This window comes from Hymenobacter caeli (assembly GCF_013294115.1).
Classification (GTDB): domain Bacteria; phylum Bacteroidota; class Bacteroidia; order Cytophagales; family Hymenobacteraceae; genus Hymenobacter; species Hymenobacter caeli.
The window spans coordinates 175,534-189,429 of record NZ_JABSNP010000010.1 but is presented as its reverse complement, the minus strand read 5'-3'; the positions used below and the strand labels follow the sequence as shown (position 1 = coordinate 189,429).

12 protein-coding genes and 1 pseudogene are annotated in these 13,896 nt (G+C 67.7%); 5 read left to right on the top strand and 8 right to left on the bottom strand.

The window, feature by feature from the left end:
• Both HNP98_RS12370 and HNP98_RS12365 read right to left on the bottom strand, forming a co-directional pair.
• Positions 1 to 685 (bottom strand): annotated as a pseudogene (locus HNP98_RS12370) (hypothetical protein); the annotation flags it as partial.
• An 89-nt stretch (positions 686 to 774) separates the two neighbouring features.
• Entirely contained in the window at positions 775 to 1,332 is a 558-nt protein-coding gene (locus HNP98_RS12365; protein ID WP_173810380.1) for a YqgE/AlgH family protein, read from the bottom strand.
• A 223-nt stretch (positions 1,333 to 1,555) separates the two neighbouring features.
• Here HNP98_RS12365 and pdxH point away from each other — a divergent pair, with 223 nt between their 5' ends.
• The 4 genes from pdxH to HNP98_RS12345 all read left to right on the top strand — a co-directional run bounded on the left by pdxH (position 1,556) and on the right by HNP98_RS12345 (position 6,299).
• Positions 1,556 to 2,218, top strand: a complete 663-nt coding sequence (pdxH, locus tag HNP98_RS12360) for a pyridoxamine 5'-phosphate oxidase (protein ID WP_173810379.1) — start codon at positions 1,556 to 1,558, stop codon at positions 2,216 to 2,218.
• A gap of 121 nt (positions 2,219 to 2,339) precedes the next feature.
• Positions 2,340 to 3,698, top strand: a complete 1,359-nt coding sequence (locus HNP98_RS12355) for a DUF1015 domain-containing protein (protein WP_173810378.1) — start codon at positions 2,340 to 2,342, stop codon at positions 3,696 to 3,698.
• Positions 3,695 to 4,285 carry a Maf family nucleotide pyrophosphatase gene (locus HNP98_RS12350; protein WP_173810377.1) on the top strand — a complete coding sequence of 197 codons (591 nt, stop codon included), beginning with the start codon at positions 3,695 to 3,697 and terminating at the stop codon, positions 4,283 to 4,285. The genes HNP98_RS12355 and HNP98_RS12350 overlap by 4 nt, the downstream gene beginning before the upstream one ends.
• A gap of 196 nt (positions 4,286 to 4,481) precedes the next feature.
• Positions 4,482 to 6,299 (top strand): hypothetical protein, encoded by a 1,818-nt coding sequence (locus HNP98_RS12345; protein WP_173810376.1) that lies wholly within the window; start codon positions 4,482 to 4,484, stop codon positions 6,297 to 6,299.
• 22 nt (positions 6,300 to 6,321) lie between these two features.
• Here HNP98_RS12345 and HNP98_RS12340 read toward each other — a convergent pair whose 3' ends face one another.
• From HNP98_RS12340 to sdaAB, 6 genes are all read right to left on the bottom strand, one after another.
• Positions 6,322 to 6,753, bottom strand: a complete 432-nt coding sequence (locus HNP98_RS12340; protein ID WP_173810375.1) for an EamA family transporter — start codon at positions 6,751 to 6,753, stop codon at positions 6,322 to 6,324.
• 388 nt (positions 6,754 to 7,141) lie between these two features.
• Positions 7,142 to 7,612, bottom strand: coding sequence for an HAD domain-containing protein (locus tag HNP98_RS12335; RefSeq protein WP_173810374.1), 471 nt, complete (start codon positions 7,610 to 7,612; stop codon positions 7,142 to 7,144).
• 18 nt (positions 7,613 to 7,630) lie between these two features.
• Entirely contained in the window at positions 7,631 to 8,620 is a 990-nt protein-coding gene (locus HNP98_RS12330) for an NAD(P)H-dependent glycerol-3-phosphate dehydrogenase (protein ID WP_246275106.1), read from the bottom strand.
• A gap of 162 nt (positions 8,621 to 8,782) precedes the next feature.
• Positions 8,783 to 10,186: an efflux RND transporter periplasmic adaptor subunit gene (locus tag HNP98_RS12325; protein ID WP_173810373.1), complete on the bottom strand. Its 1,404-nt coding sequence runs from the start codon at positions 10,184 to 10,186 to the stop codon at positions 8,783 to 8,785.
• 115 nt (positions 10,187 to 10,301) lie between these two features.
• Positions 10,302 to 11,846: a TolC family protein gene (locus HNP98_RS12320; RefSeq protein ID WP_173810372.1), complete on the bottom strand. Its 1,545-nt coding sequence runs from the start codon at positions 11,844 to 11,846 to the stop codon at positions 10,302 to 10,304.
• A 153-nt stretch (positions 11,847 to 11,999) separates the two neighbouring features.
• Entirely contained in the window at positions 12,000 to 12,680 is a 681-nt protein-coding gene (sdaAB, locus tag HNP98_RS12315) for an L-serine ammonia-lyase, iron-sulfur-dependent subunit beta (RefSeq protein ID WP_173810371.1), read from the bottom strand.
• A gap of 153 nt (positions 12,681 to 12,833) precedes the next feature.
• On the opposite strand from sdaAB, the gene HNP98_RS12310 reads away from it, so the two are divergent.
• Complete coding sequence (locus HNP98_RS12310) at positions 12,834 to 13,820, top strand: tryptophan 2,3-dioxygenase family protein (RefSeq protein WP_173810370.1); 987 nt, start codon at positions 12,834 to 12,836, stop codon at positions 13,818 to 13,820.
• Positions 13,821 to 13,896 lie beyond the last annotated feature (76 nt).

Genomic DNA, 13,896 nt, shown 5'->3' with positions numbered 1-13,896 from the left:
CGGCGGCCGCGGTTTCGGCGGCCGCGGTTTCGGCGGCCGCGGTTTCGGCGGCCGCGGTTTCGGCGGCCGCGGTTTCGGCGGCCGCGGTTTCGGCGGCCGCGGTTTCGGCGGTTGCGGTTTCGGCGGTTGCGCCTACGGCCGGGGCTTCGGGGAAGGTGGGCGCCGCGGCGGCGTCCACGTCCTCCAGCGGGGTTTCCGACGAGGTGGGCAGCGCGGCCAGGGGCTCGGGCGCGTCCAGCAGCTCGGCGGCGCTGTGCAGGTCCACGGTGGGCAGCGGGGCGGCCGATTCTTCCACGGTGTGGCCGTGGGGGGCTGTTACGGGCGGGGCGTCGGCGTGGGGGGCGTCGGCGTGGGGGGCGCTGGCGCTGGCTTCGGCGGCGGGCGGCCCCGCGGGCGCGGGGGCAGCTTCGGCGAAGTGGGCGTCGGCGCGGGCCTGCGGGGCCGACAGGTCGTGGCCGTCCACGGTCACGGCGTTGGGCACGTGGAGGGCGGTTTCGGCGGCGGCGGCGGCTTCGGGCGTGCCGGCGGCGGGGTGGGCGGGCTCCGGCCCGGCGGGGGCCTCGGGCGCATCGGTTTTTTGCGCCTGGATTTCGGCCAGGCGGCGTTCGAGGATGCTCATGCGGTCGTCGCCGCCGGGCTGGGGGCCGCCCGACTGCGGGGCCTGGGAAGTGGATTCGGTTGACATACGCAACGGGTGTGGGCCGGTCCTCGAAGCGGAGCCGGGTGGGGGGATCAAGAGGTGAAGACGGTACGGGCCGCGAAAGTACGGCAGACTTAATTCAAGCGCGGGTCCACCGGGTAATTAGCCCACGCCCTGAAGCGCCCGCCCTTCTCCCGAAGAATCTCCCGCCAGCACGCGTCCGGGGCCAAAGTAAACACTTTCCCTGCACTGGCCGGGTGCGTCACCCAGCTGCCGGCCTGCCTTTCGGCCGCCAGCTGCCCCGGCTCCCAGCCCGAATAGCCCACGAACAGGCGCACGTCGGCAGCGGCCGCCTCGCCGCTGGCGAGCAGGCCCAGCAGGACTTCAAAATCGCCGCCCCAGTACACGCCGTCGCCCAGCGGGGTGGCGGCGGGCACGTCGGGGCGGCGGTGCAGGTAGTGGAGCGTGCCGGGCCCGACGGGCCCGCCCAGGCCCAGGGGCAGGTCGGCCACGGGGGCGGCCGCGCCCGGCGGCAGGGCCAGCACGTCGCGCAGCGTCAGGGCCGTGGGCCGGCTCAGCACGAGGCCGAACGTGCCGTGGGCGGGCGCGTCGCGGCAGAGCAGCACCACGCTGCGCTCGAAGTTGGGGTCGCCCAAAAAGGGCTGCGAGAGGAGGAGCGTGCCGGGTTTCATGCGGGGCCAGGAGCGTGTGGCGGTTAGCGGGGAACAGGGCTTCGGGGCGCGGGCCCCGGCCGGCGGCACCAGGGGCCCGCCTGTAGTACCTTGCGGGCCCTTTTACGGCCCCGCCGGCGAGCAGGCTACGTGCCAACCGCGGGCAGCGCGGCCCGGTTCCCGCCGCGGGGCCCGGGCCGCTTGATAATGGGTAACCAATAACTGTTCCTTGTTAACCGACCCCATGCCAGACGACCAACGCCTCGCCGACCTGCGCAAAACCTACGCCCAGCGCCGCCTTTCGCGGGCCGACGTGCGGCCCGACGCGGTGGCGCAGTTCCGCGCGTGGCTCGACGAGGCCCTGGCCGCGCAGCTCGACGAGCCCACGGCCTTCACCCTGAGCACGGTGGCGGCCGGCGGCCAGCCCTCCTCGCGCGTGGTGCTGCTCAAGGGCCTGCCCGACGACGCCGGCTTTTTGTTTTACACCAACTACGCCTCGCGCAAGGGCCGGGAGCTGGCCGCGCAGCCGCTGGCGGCCCTCAACTTTTTCTGGCCCGGCCTGGAGCGGCAGGTGCGCGTGGAAGGGCGCGTGGAACGGGCCCCGGAAGCCCTGAGCACCGCGTATTTTCAGAGCCGCCCGCGCGGCAGCCAGCTCGGGGCCTGGGCCTCGCCCCAGAGCCAGCCCATCGAGGGCCGCGCCGCGCTGGAAGCCCGCGAAGCCGCCGCCGAAGCCCAGTTTACGGGCCAGGACCCGCTGCCGCGCCCGCCGCACTGGGGCGGGTTCGTGGTGCGGCCCACGTTAATTGAATTCTGGCAGGGCCGCCCCAGCCGCCTGCACGACCGCCTGGAATACACCCGGGCCGCCGGGGCCGCCGGCGCGTGGGCCATCCGCCGCCTGGCCCCGTGAGGAGGAATTAAAAATTAAAAATGAAGAATTAAAAATTGGGGTAACCAACATTTTTAATTCAACGAGCACATAGTCAAGCTGCTCACTTTTAATTTTTAATTCATAATTTTTAATTAACTAAATGGCTGAAATTCAACCTTTGCGCGGCTGGCGCTACGCCCCGGCGCTGGGGGCCGACATCGACGCGTACGTTTCGCCGCTCTTCGACGTGGTGTCGGCCCGGCAGCGGGCGGCGCTCTACCGCAACCCGCTCAACTCCATTCATTTGGCCGTGCCCTCGGGCGACGACCCCGCCGGGGCGGCCCGGGCCACGCTGCGCCGCTGGCAGGCCGAGGGCGTGCTGCGCCAGGACGCGTTGCCCGGCCTCTACGCCTACTACCAGTACTTCCGGCTGCCGGGCAGCGCCCGCGAATACTGCCGCAAGGGCTTCGTGTGCCACGTGCGGGCCTACGACTGGGCCGAGGGCGTGGTGCTGCGCCACGAAAACACGCTGCCCGCCAGCGTGCGCGACCGCGCCGCCCTGCTGGCCCGCACCGAGTTCGAAACCAGCGCCACCCACGGCCTCTACCGCGACGACGACTTCGAGTTGGAAGCCCACCTCGACGAGGCCATGCTCTCGCCCCTCTACCAAACCGAGGACGACTACCAGGGGGCCCGCGACGTGCTGGCCGTGGTGCAGGACGCGGCCGTGATTCGGCGCTTCCAGGCGGTGCTGGCCGGGCGCGAGGTGATTCTGGCCGACGGCCACCACCGCTACGAGGGCTCGCTGGCCCACCGCCACGCCCGCCAGGCGCAGGCCGGGCCCGCCGCCACCGGCCGCGAGCCCTGGAACTACCACCTCATGTACCTCACCAACGCGGCCAGCGACGATTTGCGCATCCTGCCCACCCACCGCCTGCTGCTGGAGCTGCCCGACGGCCCCGGCGGCCGCGCGCTGAGCGACGCCGAGTTTCTGGCCCGCTTGGGGCCCTACTTCACGGTGCTGCCGCTGGAGGAAGCCGCGGACCTGCCCGAGATTATTGCTGGCAAGCGCTGGGCCTTTGGGCTGTACCTGGGCGGGCTGGCCTATAAAATCCGCCTCCGGCCGGAAGCGCACGGCCAACTCGGTTGGGACACGACGGCTGAGGTGAAAGACCTGGACCTGACGGTGCTGCACTTCTTCGTGCTGGAACGAGCCCTGGGCCTGCGGGGGCCCGACGCGCAGCGCGCCTGGCCGGGCGTGGCCTACGTGCGCAGCTTCGCCGAGTGCCTCCAGCGGGTGGACCGCGGCGAGGCCCGCGCGGCCCTCATCGTGAACGAGGTGACGATGGCCGAGGTGGAGGCCGTGTGCCACTCCGGGGCCGTGATGCCGGCCAAGTCCACCTTCTTCTACCCCAAAACCCTGGCCGGCTTCCTCTTCGGCAGCATCGCCGACGACGAGGCCGGCCACGTGTTCGACCAGTACTTCCAGGCCGGGCCCGCCCCGGCCCTTCCCGCGTGAAACTGATTTTAGCCTCTAATTCGCCCCGCCGCCGCCAGCTCCTCGCCGACCTGGGCCTGGCCTACGAAACCCGCCTGCTGGACGTGGCCGAAGACTTTCCGCCCCACCTGCGCCGGGCCGCAGTGGCCGAGTACCTGGCCGCCCACAAGGCCGCCGCCTACGCCGCCGGCCTGGCCCCGGACGAGGTGGTGCTCACCGCCGACACCATTGTGTGCTTGGAAGACGACGTGCTGAACAAGCCCGCCGACGCGGCCGAGGCCGCCGCCATGCTCGGCCGCCTGCAAGGCCGGGCCCACGACGTGTTCACGGGGGTGTGCCTGCGCACCGGCGACGGCCGGCAAGTGGTGTTTTCGGACCGGACCACGGTGCATTTCCGGGCCCTGAGCCCGGCCGAAATCGGCCACTACATCGCCACGGCCCGGCCCTTCGACAAAGCCGGGGCCTACGGGGCCCAGGACTGGATTGGCCTGGTGGGCGTAACGCGCCTCGAGGGCTCGTACTTCAACGTGATGGGTCTGCCCACGCACCGGGTGTGGGAAGAACTAAAAAAGCTGGGGGCCCTGCCGGCGCTGCCATCCGCCGCTTAGCGCTTATTACTGCGCCTTGCCGGCCGGCCCCGAGGCGCGTACGCCGCACAACCGGCGCGGCGCGGGGGCGCACTACGCTCGCCTGGATTACTCGCCTGGATTAATTGTTCGGGGCCCCGCGCCGATGATTGGCGCACTTTTGCAGCGGCAGAGCGGGTGGCTCCGCGCCCTAAGTCGAAAATATTTGTCCGCCTTCATGCCCCCGCCTCCTCCCCTTTCCGCTTCGCCCAGCGCCAGCGGGCAGTTTTTTTATGTGTTGCTGCTGGGGGTACTGGCCTTGTGCGCGGCCTACGCGGCCCTGGTGCTCAACCAAGCCACGTACGCCGAGGTACTGGCCCAGGGGCGCATCACTTTTCACAACGGATTTTACGACTACCTGCCCGTGCGGGTATCGGCGGCCGGGTTTGCCCGGGCGCAGGCCACCGCCCTGAGCGCGGCCTGCGCCCTGCTGCTGGCCACTGGGCTGGCGCTGGCCGGCCGGCCCGGACGGCGGCAGCTGGCGGCCCTGGCCGCCGAAACCCGCGCGGCCTGGGCCGGCACGGGAGCCCGCCTGGCGGCCTTGTCGCCGGCGCAGCGCCGGGCAGCGGGCCTCAACCTGGCGCTGCTCACCGCGGTGCGCCTTTTTTTTAGCATCGTCAAATCGTACCACGCGGACGAAGTGGCCTCCTACGATTTTTTCATCCGCCGGGGGCTGCTGGCGGTGAGCAGCTTCTACCCCATTCCCAACAACCACGTGCTGTCCGACACGCTGAGTTGGTTATTTTTTCGGCTAAACCCGGACCTGTGGTTTACCCTGCGGCTGCCGGTGCTGCTCACCGCCACGGCTGGCACGGGGCTGCTGTTTGGGGGGCTGGTGCGGTTCGGCACGTTTCGGGCGGCGCTGGTGGCCCTCACCCTGTTTGCGTGGGTGCAGCTGTGCCTGTACAACGCCGTGGCCGGGCGCGGCTACTGGCTGCTGATGACGCTGGCGGGCGTCCACTTTTTTGCCGCGGTGGCGCTGCTGGCCCGGCCCGGGGGCCCGCGCGTGGCCTGGGCCACGCTGCTGCTCAGCGGCGTGCTGGGCTGCTACACGCTGCCGTCGTTTGCCTACGTGGTGGCCTCGGCCGGCAGCTACCTGGGGCTGGTGTACCTGCGGCGGCGCGACTGGGCCGGCCTGGGCCGCACCGCGGCGGTGGCGGCGGGCGTCGGGGCGGGGGCGGCCCTGCTCTACGCCCCGCTGCTGCTGCTCTCGGGCTGGCGCCGGCTGCTGGCCAACGGCTACGTGGCCCCGCGCCCCTGGCCGGAAATGGTGCGGGAGCTGCCGGCCTTCGCCTGGTTCACCGAGGGCACGCTGGCCGGGCAGCGCACCGTGGGGGCCCTGCTGTTCCTGGCCGGGCTCGGGGCGTTTGGGTGGCTGTGGCGGGCCCGGGGGCAGGCCGGCCTGGCGCCCGACCTGCGGGCGGCGGTGCACCGCCTGGGGCCGCCGGCGCTGTGGTTCGTGCTGCTGCCCTACGCGCTGCTGGCGGTGCAGCGGGTACTGCCGCCCGAGCGGGTGCTGCTTTACAAGGCCCTGTATTTTTTCGCGCTGGTGGGCCTGGTGGTGGATGCCGGGCTGCGGACCCGCCCGGGGCGCTGGCCCCCCCGGGTGGCCGGCCTGGGCCTGGCGCTGTTCGTGGCCTACCAAGCCTACACGATGGTTGGCCTGGTGCGCGGCAACCGCCAGTACGTGGGGGCCATCTGGCGTTCCTTTGCCTGGCTCGAAGGGCAGCCCCCGGGCCGGGTGCTGGTGGGCGTCAACGAGTCGTCGCTGCACTACCTGTTTTTGGCCCACTACCGCACGCCCGGCCGCCGCTGGCAGTTCGACACCAGCGCTCAGCCCGGGGTGCGCTACCGCTACGTGGTGGTGCCGCCCGCCTACCAGGGCCCCTACCGCCCGCCCCTGCCCGCCCGCCCCGCCTACCGCGACGGGGTGGACGAAATTTACGCGCTGCCCGCCCCGGGCCGGCTCATCGGCCACGACCCGGCGTTCGACTAAATCAACCGTAGCCGCGCCCGGGCTACTGCCCCCGCGCCAGCAGCGCGATGCCCGCCACCACCAGCCCCAGGCCCGCCACCTGCGGCCAACCCAGGCTTTCGCGCAGCACCGCCCACCCCAGCAGGGCCGTGAGCAGCACCGAGCCGCCCACAATCACGGGCGTGCCCACGGCGGCCGGCACCCCGCGCCGGAACACCACGAACGTCAGAATTTCGGCCACGCCCACGGCCAGCCCGGCCAATGCCGCCAGCCCCAGGCCCCGGCCGCTCAGGGGCAGCGGCGGCCCTTGCAGCTTCAGGCGCAGCAGCCACGCGCTGCCCAGGGCAGCGGCCACCAGTTGCAGCACCACGGCCCCCGCGGCGGGCGGCAGGTGCTGGGCCGCCAGCTTGATGAAGAAGTTGTAGAGCGCCAGGCACAGGGCCGTGAGCAGCGCCAGGGGCAGCCAGTTGGTCATGCGGCAAAAGTAGCGGCGAGGCGGCCGGGCCCCGCGCCTACCTTTGCCGCAAGCACGTTGGTATGTCCCCCGGCCACGGTAGCCCTTGAAAAAGGGAAACCCCGGCTGCTAGAACAGACGGGGTTTCTGAAGCGGGGGTTTATGCGGAACCCTTCACTTCACTCCAATAAAACGGGACAACGCGACAAAACTACTACAGGCAGTTGGAAAAGCTGAGCTGGTGGGGTTTGCAAGTGGCGCAGCGAAGGCCTTGGCCGTGCTGCTCGTCACTTACCTACTCCGGTAGTTGGTAAGGGGTTAGGCTTTAGGCCCGGCCCCTTATTTTTTGACTATTGCGAAGGTAACGGATTGGGGGTAATGATGGTTTTGGTTGAGTCAGCCAGGCCTGTTATTTAAACCCGTTACGCAAAATATTTAATGCCTTCAAAGCTGCGGCTTCGTCTAAGCCAATCATGGGCTTTGTCAGAACAAATCTGTTTTTTATGACGCTTGACAAGCGGTTAATTGACAAGTCGTCATCGATGATGACATAGTTCTTACCGACCCCAGGCCCGTTGACCCATGCTTCAATTTCAGCGGCTCTGTCTCGCATAGCGTCCAGCGCAACCAAACCATTGATTTTTGCTAACGCAGTAGGTTTAATACCTCGTGTCATCAGCAACACCTTCCATTCTTCAACCGAGTAGCTTATTCTGTGAGTGCTCGTCAAAATGATGTCCGCGCCGGTTTCATCCAGAATATCAGCCAGATTTTTTGCTGCCCGCCCGTTAAATTCCATGAAACCATCCCCGTGTAGCTCTACTGCCCGCCAGACAGGAGTAGTCACTAAAACACCGTCAATATCCAGGAGAATAGTCATGCGAATTCCGAGCTATACTCACCGCAGCTGCTCCTTCAGCAATTCCATTTCCACCTGCGGGGACACCTTTTCGTAGAGCACGCGGTAAGCGGCGGCGGTGATGGGCATGGGCACTTTGAGCTTGAGGTTGATTTCGTGGATGGACTTGACGGCGTAGTAGCCCTCGGCCACCATGTTCATCTCGAGCTGCGCGGATTTGACGGAGTAGCCGCGGCCCACCATGCCGCCGAAGGTGCGGTTGCGCGAGAACTGCGAGTAGGCCGTCACCAGCAAATCGCCGAGGTAGGCGGAGGCCGAAAGGTCGCGCTGCAAGGGGCTGACGGCTTGCAGGAAGCGGCGGATTTCCTGCACCGCGTTGCTCACCAGCACGGCCAGGAAATTGTCGCCGTAGCCCACGCCGTGCGCGATGCCGCCGGTGAGGGCGATGATGTTTTTCATCACGGCGCAGTACTCGATGCCGTCGAGGTCCAGGGCGGGGTGGGCCCGCACGTAGCGGTTGCGCAGCAGCTCGCAGAAGGCCAGCGCCAGGCCCGCGTCGGGCGAGCCGATGGTGAGGTAGCTCTGCTTTTCGAGGGCCACCTCCTCGGCGTGGCAGGGCCCGGCAATTACGCCGAGCTGCGTACGCGGCAGCCGGAACCGCTCGGCCACGTAGTCGGTCACGAGCTGGTTCTTGCCGGGCAGCATGCCCTTGATGGCGGAAACGACCTTTTTGTGCTTCAGCGCGTCGCGGTCGAGCTTGTCGAGCACGGGCTGCACGAAGGCGGCGGGCACGGCCAGCACCACCCAGTCGGCCTCCTCCACCACGTCGGCCAGGTCGGTGGCCGGGTGCACCAAATCCAGGTCGAACTGCACGGCCGAGAGGTAGCGCGGGTTGTGGCGGGTGCGCAGCAGGTGCTGCACGTCGTCTTTGGCGCGCAGCCACCAATCGACGCGGGCCCCGTTTTCGCTCAATATTTTGGTGAGGGCGGTGGCCCAGGAGCCGCCGCCGAGCATGGCAATTTTTTCCAACGGAGAAGTGAATTGTTGGTTGTTGAATTGTTAAGTGGTTGAACTATTGACTCGTCCGAGATTGACCAAAATAGGCTGTTTTGTGATTCAATCGTAATTGATAATCAGCTTTCAGCACCCGACTGTCAACCATTTAGCAATACAACAATTCAACCATTAACCTTAAGGCTTGGGCTCGGCCAGGGCCTCTTTGCTCAGCGTTTTGGCGTCTTTCACGACCACCGGGCCGCCGTCCTTCAGTTCTTTGGCCACGGCCCGGAAGGGGCCCGTGACCACGGGCGTGCCGGCGGCCAGGCCGCTCAGGATTTCAATGTTCTTCGAGTCGGTGATGCCCGTTTTCACCGGCGTGAGCACGGCCCGGCCGTCCTTCACCACGAACACCACTTCCTGGATGGCGGGCTTGGCGGGGGCCCCGCTGGGGGCCACCACGGTGGCCGTGCCGCCGCGGCGGCCGCCGGGGCCCCCGCCGCCCGTCGGGGCGTCGGTTTTGGCCACGGCCGAGTCGGAGCGGGTGGTCACGGCGATGAGCGGCACGCTGAGCACCTGCGGCTTGCGCTCGGTGATGATGTCCACCGAGGCCGTCATGCCCGGGCGGAAGGGCACGAGGGTCTGGCCCTTCACCACGCGCACGAGGTGGCGGTAGCTCTCGGGCAGCAGCCGGATGCGCACCTCGAACTCGGTCACGGCCTCGGCCGTCAGCGCGTCCTTGGCCGTGTTGGCGATGTTGGTGACGAGGCCCCGAAACTTCTCGTTGCGGCTCGAATAAGCGTCCACGTCCACCTCGGCCGAGTCGCCCAGGTTCACGTTGGTCACCTCGTTCTCGTTCACGCTCACGCGCACCTCCATGTTGTTGAGGTTGGCGATGCGCATGATTTCGGTGCCCGCCATCTGGGTGGTGCCCACTACCCGCTCGCCCTTCTTCACGTTGAGCTTGCTCACCGTGCCGCTCACCGGGGCGTAGATCGTGGTCTTGTTCAGGTTTTTGCGGGCTTCTTCGAGCGAGGCCGAGGCGGCCGTCACGGTGCTCTGGGCGGCGCGGATGGACTGGCGGGCCGAGTTGATTTCTTCCTGCGAGGCGTTGTAGGCGGCCTGGCTGGCCTCGTAGTCGGCCTGCGCAATCACCTTCTGCTTGAAGAGCGAGGCGTTGCGGCGGTAGGTCAGCTCGGTTTGCTTGGCGCTGGCAATGAGCTGCTGCAAGCGGGCGTCGGCCTGGCCCACGTTGGCGCGCTGGGTGCCCACCTGGGCGCTTTGCAGGTTCACCTGGGCCTGGTAGTTGTCGGGGCGGATGCGCAGCAGCAGCTGGCCTTTTTTTACCGAATCGCCTTCCTGGACGTACAATTCGGTGATTTCGCCCGACACGTCGGGCGAGATTTTCACTTCCGTTTCGGGCTGCACCTTGCCCGAGGCGCTCACTTTTTCGGTGATGTTGGCCGGGCCGGCCTTTGCCACCAGCACCTCGGTGCCGGCGGGCTTGCCCACCCAGCCCTGCTTTTTGGCCACCACAAAGCCGCCAATCAGCACGAATACAACGGCCAGCAGGGTGTAGAGTAAACGGTTGTTGTTCATATTTTTTAGCTGTTAGCTACTGGCTGTTAGCTGTTAGCTCTTTAATGGCAATGAAAGGCAATGAAATTTTCTTTGAACTTCGGCTAACAGCTAACAGCCAGTAGCTAACAGCTCATTACAACGTGAGCGGCTTGCCCAGGTAAAAGTCGAGCACCTTGCGGCGGAAGATGAAGGTGTACTTGGCCTGCAGGCGGTTGGACTCGGCCGCGGTGAGGTTGTTTTTGGCGATGTTGAAGTCTGTGCCGTTGAGCAGGCCGTTGTTGAAGCGGATTTCGGCGTTGCGCTGCGACGTGGTGAGGGCCGTCACTTGGCGCTTGGCAAAGATGTACTGGAGCTGGGCGGCGCGGGCGTCGGCGTTGGCCTGCTCGATGCTTTGGCGCAGCGTGAGGCGGGCCTGGTCGGCCCGCAGCCGGGCCACGTCCTCGTTGATGAGGGCCCGCTGCACGTTGTTGCGCACCTGCAAGCCGTTGAGAATGGGCACGCTCACCGAGAATTGGATGGTGCGACCGATGTTGTCGTTGAGCTGGTTGAAGAAGCCCTTGGGCAGGTAATTGACCGACGGCTGGGCCACGATGGCCGCGAAGTTGGTGAGCGTGGGCCGGCCGGGGTTGGCGGGGTTGTACTGGTACACGGGCAGGGCCGTCACGGTCGAGTCGCCGGTAATCTGCCGGGCGGTGGCCGACGACGAGAAGCCGGTTTGCACCGAGCCCCCCAGCAGCAGGCGCGGGTAGTAGGCCCCGCGGGCCAGGTCGAGGCTGCGGCCCGCGCTTTGCACGCGCAGCTCGGCGGCCCGGATTTCGGGCAGCCGGGCGGCGGCCGTCTGGTAGGTGTCCTCCACGTTCAGGGCCAGCAGGGCTTCGTCGTCGGGGTCGGGCAGGGCGGGCACGTCGGCCACGAAGGCGGCCGCCGCGGCCGGCGGCAGGTTCATGAGCTGCGTCAGGTTCAGGCGGGCAATGTCGCGCTGGTTGGTGGCCGTCACCACGTTCAGCTCGTCGGAGGCCAGCTGCGACTGGCTGTCGAGCAGGTTGCTTTCGGCCACGCTGCCCGCCTTGAGCAGGATTTGGGTGCGGTCCACCTGGGCCTGGCTGCTGGCCACGCGCGTCTGGTTCGAGCGAATCAGCTCCTCGGAAAGCAGCAGCTGCAGGTACTGCGAGGCCACGTTCAGCGACAGGTCGTTGCGGGCCTTCTCGATGTCGCCGAGCGTGGCCGCGTAGTCCAGGGCGTTGCGCTTCACGGTGTTGCGCAGCTGGAAGCCCTGGTAGAGCACCACCTGCGACACGGCGCTGAAGTTGTTCGAGCGGATGGTCTGGCTCTGGAACTCGTAGGTGAGCGGGTTCACGTTGGTGCCGTAGTTCCACACCTGGCTGCCGTTGAGGTTGGCCGAGGGCAGCAGCGCCGCCTTGCTCTGCTGAAGGTAGGTTTTGCTGGTGCGGGCCGAGAGCACGGACTGGCCCACGTCGAGGTTGTGGGCCACGGCGTAGTCCACGGCCGCTTGCAGCGTCCAGGGCCCGGTGGGCACCGGGGCGGCCGGGGGCGTGGTGCCCAGCACCGCCGGGGCCGCGCCCGGCTGCTGGGCCCGGGCGGGGCCGGCCGGCAGCAGCGCCGCGCCCAGCAGCCAGGCCAGCGGGCCCGGGGCCCGGCGCAAGTGGAAACTCTTCATCGCAGGCTACAAAAGCTAAGGGGGGGGTGGAAACAACGCCGGGGCCGCGGGGGCGTCGGCCCGGGGGCCGACGCATTACGGGCCGGGATACTTTAGTCGGAACAAATTTGGCGGCCCCGCGGCTGCGGCCGCCGGGGGCAGGCGCGGGGCCGGCTATTCCAGCGTGGGGATGTAGGTGATGTGCTGCACCCAGCGCAGCGCCCGCAGGTAGGCCAGGGTCAGTTCCTGCACGGGGCTGTCCGTCTCGATGAACTGCCGGGCCACGGCGTGCTTGCCCTTGCGGCTCACGAACATGGTGGCGATGTTGCACTCGTCGTGGGCAATAACCGAAGCGATGAAGGCGATGGAGCCCGGCTCGTCGCGGGCGTCGACGATGAGCGTGTGCAGGCTGCCCGAAAAATCGGCCGGGAAGCCGTCCACTTCCACGATGCGCACCACGCCGCCGCCCCGGCTCTGGCCCACCACCTCCACCCGGCGGCCGGTGGCCCCATCGAGCAGGTTGAGCTTGAGGGTGTTGGGGTGCATGGTGGAGGCGTTGCCCACGCTCTGAAACGTGTAGCGGAGCCCGGCCGCGGCCGCGTGCTCGAAGGCCGTGCGGATGCGGGCGTCGTCGGGGGCGTAGCCGAGCAGCCCGGCCACGAGGGCGCGGTCGGAGCCGTGGCCCTCGTAGGTGCGGGCAAACGAGTTGTAAAACGTGACGAGGGCCTCGGTGGGCACGGCCCCCAGGATGCGGATGGCGGCCCGCGCGATGCGCACCACGCCCGCCGTGTGCGACGAGCTGGGCCCGATCATCACCGGCCCGATCATGTCGAAGATGCTGGATTTTTCTGCCATGGCAACGCCAAAAGTAGGGCCCAGCGGCCGTACCCGCGCCGCGCCCCCGCCCCCGGCCTGCGCGGGCGTTGGTTTGGGGCAAAGCTGCCGCCCGCCGCCCGCCCCAAACCCGGGCGCGGGGTATTTTTGCGCTTCGCTTGTTTGCTCCTTGCTATGCCCGTGGTTCCGCCCGCCCCTGAAGAATTCCCGCTCGCCGTGCTGGCCCAGCTCCGGCGCTTGCAGGAAAAATACACCGCCGACGGCCAGGACCTCGCCGCCTACCTCGAAGGCCTCTACCGCGCCGACTACGTCAACTACTGGGACTACATCGAGCTGGACACGCTGCTCTCGCTCCAGCGCCCGCTCACGAAGCTGCCCGACGAGCGCATCTTCATCATGTACCACCAGATTACGGAGCTTTACTTCAAACTCTGCCTCTGCGAGTACGAGCAGCTGGGGGCCCTGGAAGCGCCCACGCTGGGCGAAGTGGTGCTGCGCGTGGGCCGCGTGAACCGCTACTTTGAGAACCTGATTGCCTCGTTCGACGTGATGGTGGACGGCATGGACAAGCAGCAGTTTCTGCAGTTCCGCATGGCCCTGCTGCCCGCCTCGGGCTTCCAAAGCGTGCAGTACCGCCTGATTGAAATCGCCAGCACGGCCCTCGAACACCTCACCGACGCGGAGCAGCGCCTGGCCCTGGGCCAGAGCCCCGACCACCAGCAGCTCTTCGGCTGCATCTACTGGAAAGCCGGGGCCACCGTGGAAGAAACCGGGGCCAAGGCCCTGACCCTGGTGGAGTTCGAGCGCAAGTACACGGCCCAGCTCGTGGCCCACGCCCAGGCCTACGAGCAGCGCAACGTGTGGGCCGTGGTGCAGCGCCTGCCCGCCGCCGAGCAGCGCCACCCCCGCCTGGTGCGGGCCCTGCGCCAGCTCGACGTGAGCGTGAACGTGAACTGGCCGCTGATGCACTTCAAGTCGGCCGTGCGCTACCTCCAGCGCGACCCCACCGACGTGCCCGCTACCGGCGGCACCAACTGGCGCAGCTACCTGCCCCCCAAGTTCCAGCGCCGCATCTTCTACCCCGAGCTGTGGAGCCCCCAGGAGCTGGAAGACTGGGGCAAGGGCTGGGTGGAAAGTACGCTGGCGGAAATCGAAAAGTAGGGTTCCTGCCCGAAACCGTGCTATTCTTGTAGCTAAGCAAGTCCCTACTGGCTTGTGATAAACGAATTATTATCTA

What these genes read in the sequence shown, in the direction of transcription:
- HNP98_RS12325 (WP_173810373.1), bottom strand. Translation starts at nt 10,186, where the DNA reads ATGAACAACAACCGTTTACTCTACACCCTGCTGGCCGTTGTATTCGTG.
- HNP98_RS12365 (WP_173810380.1), bottom strand. Translation starts at nt 1,332, where the DNA reads ATGAAACCCGGCACGCTCCTCCTCTCGCAGCCCTTTTTGGGCGACCCC.
- HNP98_RS12310 (WP_173810370.1), top strand. Translation starts at nt 12,834, where the DNA reads ATGCCCGTGGTTCCGCCCGCCCCTGAAGAATTCCCGCTCGCCGTGCTG.
- HNP98_RS12345 (WP_173810376.1), top strand. Translation starts at nt 4,482, where the DNA reads ATGCCCCCGCCTCCTCCCCTTTCCGCTTCGCCCAGCGCCAGCGGGCAG.
- HNP98_RS12320 (WP_173810372.1), bottom strand. Translation starts at nt 11,846, where the DNA reads ATGAAGAGTTTCCACTTGCGCCGGGCCCCGGGCCCGCTGGCCTGGCTG.
- HNP98_RS12355 (WP_173810378.1), top strand. Translation starts at nt 2,340, where the DNA reads ATGGCTGAAATTCAACCTTTGCGCGGCTGGCGCTACGCCCCGGCGCTG.
- HNP98_RS12340 (WP_173810375.1), bottom strand. Translation starts at nt 6,753, where the DNA reads ATGACCAACTGGCTGCCCCTGGCGCTGCTCACGGCCCTGTGCCTGGCG.
- HNP98_RS12335 (WP_173810374.1), bottom strand. Translation starts at nt 7,612, where the DNA reads ATGACTATTCTCCTGGATATTGACGGTGTTTTAGTGACTACTCCTGTC.
- sdaAB (WP_173810371.1), bottom strand. Translation starts at nt 12,680, where the DNA reads ATGGCAGAAAAATCCAGCATCTTCGACATGATCGGGCCGGTGATGATC.
- pdxH (WP_173810379.1), top strand. Translation starts at nt 1,556, where the DNA reads ATGCCAGACGACCAACGCCTCGCCGACCTGCGCAAAACCTACGCCCAG.